This window comes from Mycobacterium sp. MS1601, assembly GCF_001984215.1.
In the GTDB taxonomy this organism is placed as follows: Bacteria; Actinomycetota; Actinomycetes; order Mycobacteriales; family Mycobacteriaceae; genus Mycobacterium.
Genome location: NZ_CP019420.1, coordinates 1540375 through 1555539 on the forward strand (window position 1 = coordinate 1540375; position 15165 = coordinate 1555539).

Sequence of the window (15165 nt, forward strand, 5' to 3'; positions counted from 1 at the left end):
CCTCAGCGCGCCGTGTCTGCGATCAACAGATCGACAACGTCACTGAGGCGGCCGCGCCGCCGCATCGCCATGCGTTGCCGGGCCGCCGAGCTTCCTTGTGAGAGTTGTTGCTGCACAAGGCTGTAGACCTGTTCCCAATCGCCGGCAGCAGTCAGTTGTGCCCTGAGCATCACCACGAGATCGGTCACCACCGCGTGCGCCGCCCGGGCTGTCGGCACTCCGGCATCAACCAGGACACCCTCCAACCCGGAGCGGGCGGCACGCCACAGCGCCGCGCGCCCCAGCGGCGCCGGCACCGAAAGTTGTGGCAGCCCCTGCCGCAGCCCGTCGAGTTCACGTTCGACCAGCGCGCGAAACAGCCCGGCGATCAGCACGATGGTGTCCGTCGACGGACAGCTGTCGCAGATCCGCAGTTCCAGGGTGGGTGCCGAATTGGCCGGTCGCACATCGAAATACGCCATACCGGAGTCGGATATCACCCCGGTGGCAACCAAGTCTGCGATCAGCCGGTCGTAGGCTGCCGCGCTGTCCACCGGCGCCGCGGGCCCAGCGGTTGGCCAGCGCTGCCACACCAGCGTGCGGCCGCTCGCGTAGCCAGTGTCGGTGCCGTCGGCACGGAACGGCGAGCTGGCACTGACGGCCAGCAAGGTGGGCAGGTACGGCGTCACCCGTTGTGCGACCAGCACCGCGTCATCTCGGTCCTCGACCCCGACGTGCACCTGGGTCCCACAGATCAACTGTTCGCGTGCCAGCAGTTGGTAGTCGGCGAGCATCCGGCGGTATCGAGCGGTGGCGGTGACCTGCAATTCGGCCAGCAGCGCCAACGGAACCGACCCGGCGGCCACCACCCCGATGCCCGCGGCCGCCGCCGCGGCGATGAGCGTGCGACGGTGGAATTTCAGATCGCGGCGCAGGGCGTCGAGCGTGGTGACGACATCGCTGTTGGTCTCGACCACACACTGCTGGAGTTCGGCGACATAACTCGGCGACAGATGCGACAGCAGTTCGGGCGCACGACCGGTCAACCGCCTGGTGTCGAGGTCAACCAGGTGGAATTCTTCCTCCACACCCAGGGTTCGCATCTCGTCCTTCTCCCCGAAATGTACCTCCTGGCCGGCAGCTGAAACTCAAACCTCACCGGATCCTCAGAATGGCTGCTGTACAAGCGATTTCGGTACATCCGTCACCAGGATAGGCGCAGCGGACACATAGCCCACTCATAGCCGACGCTCCTAGCGTCGAAGAGTCGGGGTCAATCGGACGACATCGCTCGAAACAGGAGTGAGACGATGAACCTGAAGAGAAGCATTGCAACCTTGTCTCTGGCCGCTGCTGTGACCGCCGGCATGATCGGCGCCGGATCCGGCGTGGCGATCGCGGAGCCGGGCGGCTGCGGACCGCATGCCTGCGGTGGACCGCCTTCGGCAGGTCCGCCCCCGCCCCAGGGAGGCCCGGGACGCGAGTGGCCGGGCCAGGGGCCTCCGCCTCCGGAACACCCGGGCGGCTTCCACGATGCGCCGTGGGGCTGGGGACCGCCGCCTCGCGCCGGTTGGCGCGGCCCGCTTCCTCCCCCGGGCGGCGTGTGGAACGCGGGACCGGTGAACTACTGGGGATACAACGTGCAGCCGGTCTGGAACCCCGGTTTCGCCCAGTGGGGCTTCTGGCTCTTCGGAGTCTGGATCCAGCTCTGAGCTGGTTTTCAGCCGCGCAGCATCGACATCAGGCGTTGTCGCGCAGTCGGTTTCGGAGCGCCGGCCGCGACAGCCAGCATGTCGGCGATATCGGTGAATTTGCCACGCGGCCGGCCGGTGGCCTCACCCCTGGCGATCTCGGCGGTGTCGATCGCCCGCCATCCGGCCGCGTCCACCACCTCGGGTTGCCTACTGCGCACCACCCGGTCCAGACCCCGCCCCGTGGGGTCGGAGAGCTTGCCGTTGTTGTAGTCGGCAACCAAGCGCTCCACGGTTTGCAGGGCACATGACTTGTTGGTGCCGATGAAGCCGGTGGGGCCGCGTTTGATCCAGCCCGCCACGTACACCCCGGGGCTCACCCGCCCGTCGTCGTTGGGTACCACCGCAGCCTGGTCGTCGAAAGGCAGTCCGTCCACCGGCGTGCCCCGGTAGCCGATGGACGTGAGCACCAGCCCGGCGTCCAAGGCATCGGCACCGTCGAATTCGATGCCCGTGACCCGTGTTTCACCCAGTACCCGCACCGGCGTCCGCCCGTAGACGAACCGGATACGCGGTCTGGTGATCGGCGCGGCACTGTCGTCGAGTTTGGTCAGGATCTCCAGCTTGGCGCGGGTCAGTGGGTCACGCTCGGTCTCGAGATCACGCTGCACCCACCGGTGGTCGTCGGAGTCGAGCACCACCGCGTTGGTGGCGGTCAGCCCGATCAGCTCCGGCAGCGTGAACGCCGAGGCAGCCGGTCCGCGGCGCGCGGCGATGACGACCTCGCGAACCTTCGAGGCGCGCAGCACCTCCAGTGCGTGGTCGGCGATGTCCGTGCGGGCCAGCGTGTCAGGGTCGGTGGTCAGGATGCGCGCGACGTCCAGGGCGACGTTGCCGTTGCCGATCACCACCACCCGATCTGCGCTGAGATCAACAGAGAGTGTGGCGAAGTCGGGATGCCCGTTGAACCAGGCCACCAGTTCGGTGGCCGTCGCGGTGCCGGGAAGATCCATCCCGGGAATGTCGAGCCTGCGGTCTTCTGCGGCACCCACGGCGTAGAGCACCGCGTGGTGGTGTGCCATCAGGTCGGCGTGGGTCAGGTGCTTGCCGATGTCGACGTTGAGATACATCGAGAAGCCGCGGTGGCCGGCGATCCGGTCGAACAGCGCGGTGACGCGCTTGGTGCTCTGATGGTCCGGTGCGACCCCGGCGCGCACCAAACCGTAAGGGGTGGGCAATTTTTCGAACATGTTGACGCGCACGCCGGGCTGGGTCAGCAGCTCGTCGGCGGCATACATCGCCGCCGGACCCGACCCAACGATGGCCACGGTCAGGGGGCTGGCGCCCTGCCGGACAGCCGGCGCCGGGATCACCGGAGCCAGCTTGGAGGTGGGCGGCAGCTTCTGCCCCTTGGGCCGCGGCGGATAAAAAGCAGCGTTGAGTTCGACGAACGGCAGTTGCTCGGGGCGCAGCTTCGAATCCGGAGCGATGGCACCCACCGGGCACGCGCTGACGCAGGCGCCGCAGTCCACGCAGGCGTCCGGGTCGATGTAGAGCATCTCGGCGGTGGCGAAGCCCGGTTCATCCGGCGACGGATGGATGCAGTTGACCGGGCACGCGAAGACACAGGACCCGTCGCTGCAACACGACTGGGTGATCACGTGAGGCATGAGCTCAGGCCGGAACGGACTCGGGCTGCTGGGTCGGCAGATGCGCACGCTGCGGTTCGCTGCGGTAGCGCGACGGTGCGCCGTTGATCTTGCACAGCCGCCAGATCAACCGGGCGACCGGGTTCATCAGTCCGGTTTCCTGGCAGAGCATGCGGACGTCGCCGAACATGTCCCGCAGCATCTGCCGCGACTCCGGCGCAGAGAAGAACACGTCCTTTTTCACCGACCGCGGGATGTCGAATTCTTTCCAGAAGGCCCGCGGCGGCACCAGGATGGCCTGGCACAGCACCCGCATGATGATCGGGACGTGCAGCGACAGCCAGAACCGCTTGCGCGGAGGCATGTGCGGGACACGCTTGCGCAGGTACTCGTGGGCGAAGGAGATGTGCCGTGCTTCCTCGGCCACGTGGATGGCCATGACGCGCTCCATGATCGGGTGCAGCGACCTGCCTTCGCGCAGCACGCTCTTCTGCGTGTGATCGATGGGCTCCTCGCCGGCGAGCACACCGAAGAAAAAGACAATGGGCAGCGGCCCTGCGGCCAAGGGGATGAACTGCGAGAGCCACTTGAGCATCCGGGGCATACCGGGAACGTCGGCGCCGATCCGGTTCACCATCTCCTGGAACATCATGGTGTGGTTGCACTCTTCGACCGACTCGTGCAGGCAGTAGCGATACTCCGGCGAGCCGTTGGGCACCCAGAAGGCGTAGTTCATCAGGCCGCGGATCAGAATCGACTCGAAGTGCAGGCCGACTTTGGCGACGTTGGCCTGGCGCCACATCCCGATCTCGATCTGCCGTTCCCGCGACTGCGCCTGGTACCACGGGTGCCTGCCGAACGGGTCCGTGGCGGGCAGGATCCAGCGCTGGTCATCGGGAATCACCGCAAACTCCGGGGAATCCCAGTCGATGTCGGTGTAAGGGTTGAAGTTCCGCCGCACCGACCCCTCGGACAGTGTGGTGAGCATGTCGACGTAGGGCTGATCGTCGCGCACATCCATGTTTTTGCGCCAGCGCCGGATGATGCGCGTCCGAGCGGTCTTGACAGCCATATCGAATCCTCTCAAGAGGTTTACATTCGCACGCTTGCTGTCCAACAACAGTACCCGCGGTCCCAGGATTCAACCAGGACTTTGTCCGCAGTGTGGCCCAGCCAGGTTATTTACATCACATGTGATACAGATCACTATGTCGGCCGCGGAAATTACCCCTCGGCAGACCGAATAGGCTTGCGGCATGGTTGAGCAGCTGACGATCCCCGACAACCTCAAACCCGCCGACGGACGGTTCGGGTGCGGTCCGTCGAAGGTTCGTTCCGAGCAACTTCAGGCACTGGTCTCCCAGGGCGCCGAGCTGTTCGGCACCTCGCACCGACAGGCACCGGTGAAAAACCTGGTGGGCCGCGTGCGCGATGGCGTCCGCGCGCTGTTCTGCGTGCCCGATGGGTACGAGGTGATCCTGGGCAACGGCGGTTCCACCGCCTTCTGGGATGCGGCCGCCTTCGGACTGATCAACGAGCGCTCACTGCACCTGACCTACGGAGAGTTCAGCTCCAAGTTCGCCTCCGCGGTGGCCAAGAACCCGTTCGTGGGTGACCCCATCGTCATCAAGGCCGACGCGGGCAGCGCACCCGCGTTGGCGGCCGACCCGTCGGCCGACGTGCTGGCCTGGGCGCAGAACGAGACGTCCACCGGCGTCGCCGTCCCGGTGGCGCGGCCCGACGGAGCCGGCGACGCCCTGGTGGTCATCGACGCCACCTCGGGCGCCGGCGGACTGCCCGTCGACATCACCGCGACCGACGCCTACTACTTCGCCCCGCAGAAGAACTTCGCAAGCGACGGCGGCCTGTGGCTGGCCGTGATGTCACCGGCCGCACTGGCCAGAGTGGAGTCCATCGCGGCATCGGGCCGTTGGGTGCCGGAGTTCCTGTCGCTGCCCATCGCCGTGGACAACAGCCTCAAGAACCAGACCTACAACACCCCCGCCATCGGCACGCTGCTGCTGATGGCAGAGCAGCTCGACTGGCTCAACGGCAACGGCGGACTGGACTGGGCGGTGGCCCGCACCGCGGACTCCTCGCAGCGGCTGTACACCTGGGCCGAGAAGACGCCGTACGCCACGCCGTTCGTCGCCGACCCGGCGCTGCGCTCACAGGTGGTGGGCACCATCGACTTCAACGATGATGTCGATGCTGCCGCCGTCGCAAAGGTGTTGCGCGCCAACGGCATTGTCGATACGGAGCCCTACCGCAAGCTCGGCCGCAATCAGTTGCGGGTGGCCATGTTCCCGGCCGTGGACCCCGACGACATCACCGCGCTGACGCAGTGCATCGACTGGGTGGTCGACAAGCTCTGACCTATCAGTTCGAACAACCCCCGCGTGTCTGCGCGGCGGGCGGTCTGAACTGCCGTAAGGTGCGGGGCAATCGGGCCCGGCGCGGTGGCCCCAAGGAGGTCGTCATGCGAGATCTGAAAGTGGTCGGACTCGATGTCGACGGTCGGCACATCCTGCTCGGAGACGACTCCTTGAGCTCCCAGTCGCCCGCGTCGGACACCTTCCGCCTGCGTATCAACGACAAACTGAGGGCGGCGGTGCGCGGCGACAAGGCTCGCCTGGACCAAACTCAGATGGACATCGAGGTCACCAGCGTGCTGCGCCCCAAGGACATCCAGGCCAGGATCCGTGCCGGGGCATCGGTGGAGCAGCTCGCCAAGAGCGCCGGCGTCGAAATCTCCCGCGTCGAGCGGTTCGCGCACCCGGTGCTGCTGGAGCGTGCCCGCGCCGCCGAACTGGCCGGTGCGGCCCATCCGGTGCTGGCCGACGGCCCCTCGGTACTGACGCTGATCGAGACCGTCACCACCTCCCTGGTGGCCCGTGGCCTCAGCACGGAGGCCACCAGCTGGGACGCCTGGCGCAACGAGGACGGCCGCTGGACCGTTCAGCTGGCGTGGAAGGCGGGACGCTCGGACAACGTGGCGCACTTCCGCTTCACCCCCGGCGCCCACGGCGGCACGATCACCGCAGCCGACGATGCCGCCAGCGAGTTGATCGATCCCCACTTCGACCGGCCGCTGCGTTCAGTGGCCCCGTTGGCACAGCTGGACTTCGACGCCGCGGTCGAGGCACCCGTCGCCCCGACACCCAAACCGGCACCCAAGCCGACTCCCGAGCCCGCGAAGGCCGCTCAACAGGAACCCGCCCAGGCCCCAAAGCCTGAGCCCACCCAGCGTCCCGCTCGGGCCCGTAAGGCCAAGCCGTCCGTACCCGCCTGGGAGGACGTGTTGCTCGGGGTCCGCTCCAGCGGCGACCGCTGATCAGCGGCCTGCGGCCACCAGACCCAACAGCGATATCCAACCGACGGCCACACCGGCCCCCACACCCAGCGCGAACCAGCGCACCACCGGTTTGTGCCGCCATCCCCAGACCGTCGGAGCCAGCCCACCGACGGCCACCAGGTTCAGACCGACGGCCAACAGCAGGTGCACCCGGATCAGGCCCAGGCTCAGCACCACCACGGCAGCGCCGGTGACGGCGGCGACAAAGGCTGCCACGGTGAGGCCGGTGGCCCAGGGGGTCGAGTCGTCGATCACGCTCGGAGCTTAAACCCGGGCACGCTCGTAGAACGCCAGCGCCGCGGCCGTCGCCACATTGAGAGAATCCGTCCCCCGCGCCATCGGGATGCGCACCCGCACGTCGCTGGCGCGCATGGTCGACTCGCGAAGGCCGGGCCCCTCGGCGCCCACCAGAATGGCCAGCCGCTGATCCGCCAGTGCCGGTACCGCCTCCGACAGCGCCAGGGCCTTGGCATCTGGCGTCATGGACAGCAGCCGAAAGTGATTGTCGCGCAATATGTTCAGATCACCAGGCCAGCTCTCGGCCTTGGCGAACGGCACCAGCAGGGCATGGCCCATCGACACCCGCACGGCGCGCCGGTACAGCGGGTCGGCGCACCCGGCGCCGAACACCACCGCGTCCACGTCCAACCCCGCGGCGTTGCGGAAGATGGACCCGAGATTCTCGTGGTCGTTGACCCCCTCGAGAACCGCGATGGTGCGAGCACCTTCGATCACCTGCGCCACCGTGAGCTCGGGCGGTCGGCGCGCTGCGGCCAGCACACCGCGATTGAGATGGAAGCCGACCACCTCAGCCATCACCTCGGCGCTGGTGCGGTAGCAGGGCACGTCGACACCGGCAAGGTCGGCTGCCAGTTCCTCGAAGCGCCGGGCGGTGCCCAGCAGCGCATGCGGGGTGAACCTGGACGCCAGCATGCGTTGCGCCACCAGGACACCCTCGGCGATCACCAGGCCTTTGCCGCTGGGCAGATCGGGGCGGCGGTCGATGCTGTTGAGGTCGCGGAAATCGTCCAAACGCGAGTCGGACGGATCCTCCAGGTCAATGAACGTCGACAAGCGCGCGGCTCACGCACCTTCTTCGACGATGGCCGACATCAGATCGGCCGCGCGTTTGAGGGTCACGCGTTGATCATGGTCGAGTTCGGCCAGTTTGCGCTGCAGCCACTCCTGGCTGGCGCGCCGCTCGGATTCCACCAAGTCCACGCCGGCGTCGGACACCGACACCAATACCTGCCTGCCGTCCACCGGATGCGCGGTGCGGGCCACCAAACCCAGCTCGGCCAACGACGCCACCACTCGCGTCATCGACGGTGGACGCACCCGTTCGCGGACGGCGAGGGCGCCGGGTGTCATGGCGCCTTCCTTGTGCAGGGTGGCCAATGCGGACAGCTGTGACATCGACACCGGGGATTCAGGACGACGGAACCGTAATTGACGAGCCATCCGAACAATTGCGAGCGACAGGTCACTGGCCAGACGGTGATCGACGTCTTTCACATCGCAAACGATACGACAGGGGCGACAATAAGTTCGGGCAAACCCACCTGAGCCACGTCACACACCGGCGCGGTCGACTAGTTTGGACCTCGATGACTTCCGAACAACGGGCCGCTGCGCAGCCTCCCCCGCTGCCGCCGGGACTCCTGGAGCCGTGGCGGGTGATCGCGGTCGGGGCCGCCGCATGGGTGGTGGTCACGGTTCTGTCGTTCACCATCTCCGCACTGCACGAGTGGCGACCGATCAGCATCGCCGGGCTGGCCACCGGTGTGGTGGGCACGTTGATCTTCCTGTGGCAGCGCAGCGCCGCTCAGCGTGGTGCACGTGGAGCGCAAACAGGCCTGACCATCCGCGACAACCGCACCTGAGAGTGCGCCTAGCAAACTATTCGGCTGATCCGGCCTCGGCCGCGACCGGGTTCTGCGCCACGTCGATGAGACCGTCGTCGTACGGGTCGAACTGGGGCGAACCGGCACCTGCGGGCGCCGGAGTGTCCGAGTGCGCTCCGCACCCGTAGGAGAAGTCCACCACGTGTCCGTCGGCGGCCATCTCGTTGGCGCACACCCCGAACATCACCCCGAGCGCACCCGCCAGCGGAAGGTAGAACCCACAGTCCCGGCAGACCCGCTTGGTCGACCTCGCCATCGCCGACTCCGGCCCGTAGTCACCGTCATGCCAGCGCTGGGCGGCGTCGTCGCGCCCCCACTGACCGAGCACCTGGCGCCGGCCCAGGCCGATCTCGGCGGCGGTCTCGTCGATCTCGGGATCACCGGTGAGCAGAAAGCCCGGCACCAGGCGAGGATCACCGGCAGGCGGGGCCAGCAGGTCACCCGGGCTGAGGTCGCCGGGGCGCACCCGCTGATCCCACGGCACCCACTGCGGCGCCAGTAACGCCGTCGGGCCTGGGACCAGCACCACTTCGCTGATCGTCACGTGATCGGCACCCGGGTAGGCGGCCACCACCACAGCCCACTGCCAACCCCGGTATCCGGCCAGATCGGCCAGGAACCGGTGGGTGGCGGAGGTGGGATCCTCATGTGTGACGCCGAGGTATTCACCGACCGAGCCGCCGCTGGACTCCTCCACCGCTGCCCGCGCGACGTCGACTGCGCCGGTGAGCAGGGACGCCAGAGGACCCGACGCCGGCGTATTGTCGGCCCGGAATTCGGTGGTGTCCACGGTTTCGGTGGTGTGAGTGGTTTCGGTGGCTTCGGTCATGCTGTCCATCGCCACTCATAGTGCCTGAACCAGCCCACATGAGCCACACCGGTAAGCCATCCGACCGCCACTGCACCCATAGGGAACAATCGACGCTGTGTCGGAGCGGCGGCGTGACCAACAGAGCCCTGGGCCGGACCGCCGCCGTCCGCACCAGCACGGCGAGCACCCGGGAATGGCCAACTACCCCAGCGAGGAACCCGGCTACCGCCAGACCCGCCGAAGCACTCCCACTCCGAGCGCCAACCGGTATCTGCCGCCGCTCGGCGAGGAACCGGCTGAGCCGGCACCAACCGATCCGCCACGCAGACGCACCGATCCAGCGGACCGCATCACGGTGACCAGAGCCGCCAGGCAGCGCAGCCGCGAGATGGGCTCGGCCGTGTACGGCCTGGTGCACCGAGCCGCCACCGCTGACGGCGCCGACAAGTCCGGACTGACGGCGCTGACCTGGCCTACGGTGGCCAACTTCGCCGTCGACGCCGCGATGGCCGTCGCACTGGCCAACACCTTGTTCTTCGCGGCTGCCTCCGGCGAGAGCAAGGGCAAGGTGGCGCTGTACCTGTTGATCACCATTGCCCCGTTCGCGGTCATCGCGCCGCTCATCGGACCCGCGCTGGACCGGCTGCAGCACGGGCGTCGGGTGGCCCTGGCCCTGTCCTTCGGCCTGCGCACCGTGCTGGCGTTGCTGCTGATCGCCAACTACGACGGCGCCACCGGCAGCTTCCCGTCCTGGGTGCTCTATCCGTGCGCGCTGGGCATGATGGTGCTCTCCAAATCCTTCTCGGTGCTGCGCAGCGCCGTGACACCGCGCGTGATGCCGCCGACCATCGATCTGGTGCGGGTGAACTCCCGACTGACCATGTTCGGGTTGTTGGGTGGCACCATCGTCGGTGGAGGTATCGCCGCCGGGGTCGAGTACGCCTGCACCAGGCTGCTGGGTGCCCCCGGAGCGCTGTTCGTGGTGGTGGGCGTCAGCCTGGCCGGCGCCTGGCTGGCCATGCAGATCCCCAGCTGGGTCGAGGTCACCGCAGGAGAGGTGCCCACGACCCTGAGCTACCACGACCACAGCGGTGTTTCCCGGGAGTCGGCGGCACCGGCCAGTTCGCTGCGACAACCACTGGGCCGCAACATCATCACGTCACTGTGGGGCAACTGCACCATCAAGGCGATGGTCGGCTTCCTGTTCCTGTACCCAGCGTTCGTGGCGAAGTCGCACGACGCCAGCGGATTGGAGCAGCTGGCGATGCTGGGCCTGATCGGTGCGGCCGCCGGAATTGGCAACTTTGCGGGCAACTTCACCGCGGCGCGCCTCAAACTGGGGCGACCGTCGGTGCTGGTGGTCCGCTGCACCATCGCGGTGTGTGCGGCGGCACTGGCCGCCGCCGTCGCCGGCACCCTGGTGGTGGTGGCCATCGCCGCGCTGATCACCTCCGGCGCCAGCGCCATCGCGAAGGCCTCGCTGGACGCCTCTCTGCAGGACGATCTTCCCGAGGAATCGCGGGCCTCGGCCTTCGGCCGGTCGGAGTCGGTGCTGCAGCTGGCCTGGGTCCTGGGCGGAGCCATCGGAGTACTGGTCTACACCGACCTCTGGGTAGGGTTCACCGCGATCACTGCCCTGCTGATCCCGCTGCTGGCCCAGACCGTCGTCAGTTTCCGCGGCAACTCACTGATCCCCGGCTTCGGCGGCAACCGACCGGTGATGGTTGAACAGGAGACGGTGGATCACACGGTGGTGACCAGGAAGTGAAACGAACGATCGCGGCGGCCACCGCCGCCGCTGTGGTGCTGGCCTCTGCGGGTACCGGCACGCTGGCGTGGGCCCTGACCCGGGGTGAAGGAGGCGGCCACGGGCTCCCGGAGATCAGCGCGTTCACCGGCGGACAGCTGATCCGCGTCGGTCCGTTCCTGTACTGCAATGTGCTGGACCTCAACGACTGCGCGACTCCACAGAGTCAAGGTGAGTTGCGGGTGACCGAGCGCAATCGGGTACAGCTGTCAGTCCCCGAAGCCATTGCCGCGGCGCCGTGGCGGCTCATGGTGGTCTACGAGAATCCCGACAACACCACCATCAGCACCTTCCGACCGGACAGCCGGCTGTCGGCGACCATTCCGACGGTGGATCCCCAGCGTGGCCGCGCGACGGGTCTTGCGGTGCAGTTGCTGACGCTGGTGACCGACGGCAACGACGAGATCCGCGAGGTCCCGCACGCCGAGTGGTCCGTCCGCTTCGTCTGGGAGTGAGTCACCGCGCGTGGTTGCGCAGGTACTCCAGATCCGAGGCGATGCCCTCGCCGGGAGTCTCGATGATGACGTCGCTGCCCGCCGCCCGGCAGATGTCGGCGATCACCGCCGAATCAAAAGTGCCCGCGTCAAAATTCGCATGCCGGTCGGCTCCCGAGTCGAAACCGTCGCGGGAGTTGTTGGCGTGGATCAGATCGATGCGACCGGTGATGGCCTTCACGCGGTCGACGATGTTGTCGAGCTCTTCACCGCCGGCCCAGGCATGGCAGGTGTCGAGCACAAAACCCGGCTCGTACTGTCCCACCGCGTCCCACAGCATGGCGAGGCGGTCGAACTTGCGGGCCATCGCGTTCTCGCCGCCCGCGGTGTTCTCGATCAGGATCGGCAGCGGGAACCCGCCGTCCTGTTCCTGACGTTCGAAGGCCTTTCGCCAGTTCTCCACTCCGACAGCGGGATCGTCCTTGGCGGTGACGTGGCCGCCGTGCACGATCAGGCCCTTGGCACCGATGCCCGCGGCGGCTTCGGCGTGCTGCAGAAGCATCTTGCGACTGGGGATGCGGATCTTGTTGTTGGTGCTGGCCACGTTGATCAGGTACGGCGCGTGGATGTAGATGGTGACGTCGCTGTCGCGCAGCGCGTCGGCATGCGGATGTGGTGGCGGCTTCTTCCAGCCCTGGGGGTCACCCATGAAGAACTGGATGGTCTCGGCACCGATGGCCTCGGCCGCGGTCAACGGGTCTTCGGAATCGACATGTGCACCCAGTAGAGCCATGCCGTCAGCCTAAACCGCGGCGATGACACCTCCCGGGAGTGTAATCTGCAATCGATTGCAGTCCGCACGCTTCACAATGGAGTGACATGACCACGAGTACACCGGACGACGACGTCGCCTCGTTCCACCTGACCGTCAACGGCCGTGGACACGACGTCGACGTTCCCGTGGGTACCTCACTGCTCGAGGTGCTGCGCAACGACATCGGTGACAAGTCACCGAAGTTCGGGTGCGGACTGGGTCAATGCGGCGCGTGCTTCGTGCTGATCGACGGCCATCCGACCCCGGCGTGTGACACACCCGTCGAGTACGTCCACGGTGAGGTGCGCACGCTGGCCGGGCTGGATCACAACCCGGTGCAGCGCGCCTTCCTGGAACTGCAGGCCGGTCAGTGCGGGTACTGCATCGCCGGGATGATCGTCAGCGCGACAGCGCTGCTGCGCGACAATCCCCGGCCCACGCGTGAAGCGGTGTCGGCCGCCCTGGACCGCAACCTGTGCCGGTGCGGAACCCATCTGCGTTTTGTCGACGCCGTGCTCGCGGCGGCAGACTCGGACGCGGGGAAATGACCGTCGAGCTGCCGCCCACCCTGGCCGCCAATCGCCGGATCTCGACGTGGCTGACCTTCACCGACGACGGCACAGTCCACCTACGGGTCGGCAAAGTCGAACTCGGACAAGGGATTCTGACGGCCCTGACGCAGATCGCGGCCCATGAACTCGACGTCGCACCGGAGACGGTGACCGCCACGGCCGCCAACACCGCGTCATCGCCGGACGAAGGGCTGACCGCGGGCAGCCTGTCCATCACGTTCTCCGGCGCAGCGGTCCGGCGGGTGTGCGCGGAAACCAGGGAGTTGTTCCGACGTGCCGCCGCCCACCAGGCGGCACTCGACATCACCCAGGTACGACTGGCGTCGGGTGTCTTCGTCAGAGCGGACGGCTCGCGCATCGGTTCCTATGCAGACCTCTCCAACATGGTCGACCTGCACGTCGACGTGGGCGATCCGTCCCTGGCCATCGAGTTCGCCCCGGCCACCTCGAAGGATCTGCCTCGGATTGACCTTCCCGACAAGGTGCTGGGCCGGCCCCGTTTCATCCACGATCTGGAGTTCGACGGCATGCTGCACGCCAGGGTGGTGCGCCCACCCGGCCCGGGTGCGCACCTGAACGACGTTGCACTGCACCGTGTCTCATCGATGCCCGGCGTCTTTGAGGTGGTGCGCGACGGTGATTTCCTGGCTGTTCTGGCCCGCCGCGAAGGCCAGGCCGCCCGGGCCGCCGAGACATTGGCCGCCACGGCCGCCTGGTCGCTGGGCATAGAGCTGCCCGACGTCGACGACCTGCCGAGTTGGCTACGTGCCGCCCAGGCCGAGACCCGCCAGATCCGTGCCGAGGGCGCCCACCACGGTGGAGCGGCCGTCGTCAGCGCGACGTTCTCCAGGCCGTTTGTGGCGCACGCGTCGATCGGACCCAGCTGTGCCATCGCACGCTTCGACGGCAGCCGGCTGCACATCTGGAGCCACAGCCAGGGCGTGTTCACCCTGGGACAGGCCATCGCGACGGCACTGGCCCTGAGCACCGACGACGTGGTGGTGCAGCATGTCGAGGGGCCGGGCAGCTACGGCCACAACGCCGCCGACGATGTGGCCATGGACGCCGCCCTGCTGGCGATGCAGGTTCCCGGCCGGCACGTGCGGGTGCAGTGGACTCGCCGCGACGAGTTCGGCTGGGAGCCGTTCGGCCCGGCCATGGTCGGCGACCTCACGGCCAGCGTCGACGACTCCGGCACCATCACCGATCTGTCCTATGAACTGTGGACCAACGGCCACACTGCCCGACCCGGCTACGCACCCGAGCACAGCCTGCTGGCCGACGCTCACCGCGACCGCCTGCAGATGCTGCCCCCGTCGGTCGACCCGCCTGCCGAACGGGGTCATGGTTCGGCGCGCAATGCCGAACCGTACTACGACGTCGCCAGGGTGGATGTCACCGTTCACCGTCTGCTGACGATGCCGATCCGCTCGTCGTCTCTGCGCTCCCTGGGTAGTCAGCTCAACACCTTCGCCCTGGAATCGGTGATCGACGAGCTGGCCGTGGAGACCGGTCGCGACCCGCTGGAGCTGAGGCTTGCGAACCTGTCCGACCCCCGCGCGCGGGACGTGCTGACCACCGCAGCCGCGGCGGCCGGCTGGGGCACTGCGCTGCCCGACGGGCTGGGTCGCGGAATCGCGTTCTGCCGCTACAAGAACCGTGGCTCGTACTGCGCTGTCGTCGCCGATGTGGAGGCCACCGACCGGCTGCGGGTAACCCGGCTGACCATCGCCGTGGACGTCGGCCGAGTGGTGAACACCGACGGCGTGCGCAACCAGATCGAGGGCGGCGCCATCCAGGCGACCAGTTGGGCTCTGTTCGAGCAAGTCCGCTTCGACCGCCACAGCGTCACCAGCACCGACTGGGAGGTCTACCCGATAGCTCGGTTCACCGATGTCCCCCGAGTCGACGTCCACGTGCTGGACCGTCCCGATCAACCATCTCTGGGCGCCGGTGAGGCCACCCAGGGGCCCGCCACAGCGGCCATCGGAAACGCTCTCGCAGATGCCCTCGGGATCCGGGTCCGCACATTGCCGTTCACACCACAGAACATCGTGGCAGCCATCGACAGCGCCGTCTGAGACGGCGCACGTCCCTCAGCCGCTAGGCCCCGTGTCCCTACCTTCTGGCCACGGTCTCCTGCACGGCT

The 15165-nt window shown here is 67.6% G+C and carries 16 protein-coding genes; 8 read left to right on the forward strand and 8 right to left on the reverse strand.

Going from position 1 to position 15165, the window contains the following annotated elements; translation table 11 throughout:
* Positions 1–2 precede the first annotated feature (2 nt).
* Positions 3–1082 (reverse strand): carboxylate-amine ligase, encoded by a 1080-nt coding sequence (locus BVC93_RS07490; protein WP_083736612.1) that lies wholly within the window; start codon positions 1080–1082, stop codon positions 3–5.
* A 207-nt stretch (positions 1083–1289) separates the two neighbouring features.
* Between BVC93_RS07490 and BVC93_RS07495 the strand changes: the two genes are divergently transcribed.
* Positions 1290–1691: a hypothetical protein gene (locus BVC93_RS07495; RefSeq protein WP_083736613.1), complete on the forward strand. Its 402-nt coding sequence runs from the start codon at positions 1290–1292 to the stop codon at positions 1689–1691.
* Positions 1692–1699: 8 nt separating this feature from the next.
* Here the strand turns inward: BVC93_RS07495 and BVC93_RS07500 are convergent, their stop codons facing one another.
* Both BVC93_RS07500 and BVC93_RS07505 read right to left on the reverse strand, forming a co-directional pair.
* Entirely contained in the window at positions 1700–3340 is a 1641-nt protein-coding gene (locus BVC93_RS07500; RefSeq protein WP_083736614.1) for an FAD-dependent oxidoreductase, read from the reverse strand.
* Positions 3341–3344: 4 nt separating this feature from the next.
* Positions 3345–4391, reverse strand: a complete 1047-nt coding sequence (locus tag BVC93_RS07505; RefSeq protein ID WP_083736615.1) for an AurF N-oxygenase family protein — start codon at positions 4389–4391, stop codon at positions 3345–3347.
* Between the two features lie 184 nt (positions 4392–4575).
* Between BVC93_RS07505 and serC the strand changes: the two genes are divergently transcribed.
* Both serC and sepH read left to right on the forward strand, forming a co-directional pair.
* Positions 4576–5694: a phosphoserine transaminase gene (serC, locus tag BVC93_RS07510; RefSeq protein WP_083736616.1), complete on the forward strand. Its 1119-nt coding sequence runs from the start codon at positions 4576–4578 to the stop codon at positions 5692–5694.
* 104 nt (positions 5695–5798) lie between these two features.
* A complete protein-coding gene (gene sepH / locus BVC93_RS07515) occupies positions 5799–6653 on the forward strand; it encodes a septation protein SepH (RefSeq protein WP_083740882.1) in 855 nt (284 codons plus the stop codon).
* On the opposite strand, the gene BVC93_RS07520 is transcribed toward sepH, so the two are convergent.
* The 3 genes from BVC93_RS07520 to BVC93_RS07530 are packed head-to-tail and all read right to left on the reverse strand — an operon-like array spanning position 6654 to position 8189.
* The gene (locus BVC93_RS07520) at positions 6654–6929 is read right to left on the reverse strand and encodes a DUF2537 domain-containing protein (protein ID WP_083736617.1); all 276 of its coding nucleotides are present in this window, start codon (positions 6927–6929) and stop codon (positions 6654–6656) included.
* 9 nt (positions 6930–6938) lie between these two features.
* Positions 6939–7748 carry a TrmH family RNA methyltransferase gene (locus BVC93_RS07525; RefSeq protein WP_083736618.1) on the reverse strand — a complete coding sequence of 270 codons (810 nt, stop codon included), beginning with the start codon at positions 7746–7748 and terminating at the stop codon, positions 6939–6941.
* 9 nt (positions 7749–7757) lie between these two features.
* Entirely contained in the window at positions 7758–8189 is a 432-nt protein-coding gene (locus BVC93_RS07530; RefSeq protein WP_083736619.1) for a MarR family winged helix-turn-helix transcriptional regulator, read from the reverse strand.
* Positions 8190–8281: 92 nt separating this feature from the next.
* Between BVC93_RS07530 and BVC93_RS07535 the strand changes: the two genes are divergently transcribed.
* Entirely contained in the window at positions 8282–8557 is a 276-nt protein-coding gene (locus BVC93_RS07535; protein ID WP_083736620.1) for a DUF2530 domain-containing protein, read from the forward strand.
* A 16-nt stretch (positions 8558–8573) separates the two neighbouring features.
* On the opposite strand, the gene BVC93_RS07540 is transcribed toward BVC93_RS07535, so the two are convergent.
* The gene (locus BVC93_RS07540; RefSeq protein ID WP_157516815.1) at positions 8574–9416 is read right to left on the reverse strand and encodes a DUF3027 domain-containing protein; all 843 of its coding nucleotides are present in this window, start codon (positions 9414–9416) and stop codon (positions 8574–8576) included.
* Between the two features lie 166 nt (positions 9417–9582).
* Here BVC93_RS07540 and BVC93_RS07545 point away from each other — a divergent pair, with 166 nt between their 5' ends.
* Both BVC93_RS07545 and BVC93_RS07550 read left to right on the forward strand, forming a co-directional pair.
* Positions 9583–11157, forward strand: a complete 1575-nt coding sequence (locus BVC93_RS07545) for an MFS transporter (RefSeq protein ID WP_083736621.1) — start codon at positions 9583–9585, stop codon at positions 11155–11157.
* A complete protein-coding gene (locus BVC93_RS07550) occupies positions 11154–11651 on the forward strand; it encodes a DUF2771 domain-containing protein (protein WP_083736622.1) in 498 nt (165 codons plus the stop codon). Before BVC93_RS07545 ends, BVC93_RS07550 begins: the two co-directional genes overlap by 4 nt.
* A gap of 1 nt (position 11652) precedes the next feature.
* Here BVC93_RS07550 and BVC93_RS07555 read toward each other — a convergent pair whose 3' ends face one another.
* Positions 11653–12423 carry a deoxyribonuclease IV gene (locus tag BVC93_RS07555; RefSeq protein WP_083736623.1) on the reverse strand — a complete coding sequence of 257 codons (771 nt, stop codon included), beginning with the start codon at positions 12421–12423 and terminating at the stop codon, positions 11653–11655.
* Positions 12424–12509: 86 nt separating this feature from the next.
* On the opposite strand from BVC93_RS07555, the gene BVC93_RS07560 reads away from it, so the two are divergent.
* Positions 12510–12992, forward strand: a complete 483-nt coding sequence (locus BVC93_RS07560; protein ID WP_083736624.1) for a (2Fe-2S)-binding protein — start codon at positions 12510–12512, stop codon at positions 12990–12992.
* A complete protein-coding gene (locus tag BVC93_RS07565; RefSeq protein ID WP_083736625.1) occupies positions 12989–15097 on the forward strand; it encodes a xanthine dehydrogenase family protein molybdopterin-binding subunit in 2109 nt (702 codons plus the stop codon). Before BVC93_RS07560 ends, BVC93_RS07565 begins: the two co-directional genes overlap by 4 nt.
* Positions 15098–15165: the final 68 nt, after the last annotated feature.

Excerpts from the sequence above, each read along its gene's own strand:
- serC (WP_083736616.1), top strand. The coding sequence starts at position 4,576 with ATGGTTGAGCAGCTGACGATCCCCGACAACCTCAAACCCGCCGACGGA.
- BVC93_RS07540 (WP_157516815.1), bottom strand. The coding sequence starts at position 9,416 with ATGGACAGCATGACCGAAGCCACCGAAACCACTCACACCACCGAAACC.
- BVC93_RS07535 (WP_083736620.1), top strand. The coding sequence starts at position 8,282 with ATGACTTCCGAACAACGGGCCGCTGCGCAGCCTCCCCCGCTGCCGCCG.
- BVC93_RS07500 (WP_083736614.1), bottom strand. The coding sequence starts at position 3,340 with ATGCCTCACGTGATCACCCAGTCGTGTTGCAGCGACGGGTCCTGTGTC.
- BVC93_RS07495 (WP_083736613.1), top strand. The coding sequence starts at position 1,290 with ATGAACCTGAAGAGAAGCATTGCAACCTTGTCTCTGGCCGCTGCTGTG.
- BVC93_RS07490 (WP_083736612.1), bottom strand. The coding sequence starts at position 1,082 with ATGCGAACCCTGGGTGTGGAGGAAGAATTCCACCTGGTTGACCTCGAC.
- BVC93_RS07555 (WP_083736623.1), bottom strand. The coding sequence starts at position 12,423 with ATGGCTCTACTGGGTGCACATGTCGATTCCGAAGACCCGTTGACCGCG.
- BVC93_RS07545 (WP_083736621.1), top strand. The coding sequence starts at position 9,583 with ATGGCCAACTACCCCAGCGAGGAACCCGGCTACCGCCAGACCCGCCGA.
- BVC93_RS07560 (WP_083736624.1), top strand. The coding sequence starts at position 12,510 with ATGACCACGAGTACACCGGACGACGACGTCGCCTCGTTCCACCTGACC.
- sepH (WP_083740882.1), top strand. The coding sequence starts at position 5,799 with ATGCGAGATCTGAAAGTGGTCGGACTCGATGTCGACGGTCGGCACATC.
- BVC93_RS07565 (WP_083736625.1), top strand. The coding sequence starts at position 12,989 with ATGACCGTCGAGCTGCCGCCCACCCTGGCCGCCAATCGCCGGATCTCG.
- BVC93_RS07505 (WP_083736615.1), bottom strand. The coding sequence starts at position 4,391 with ATGGCTGTCAAGACCGCTCGGACGCGCATCATCCGGCGCTGGCGCAAA.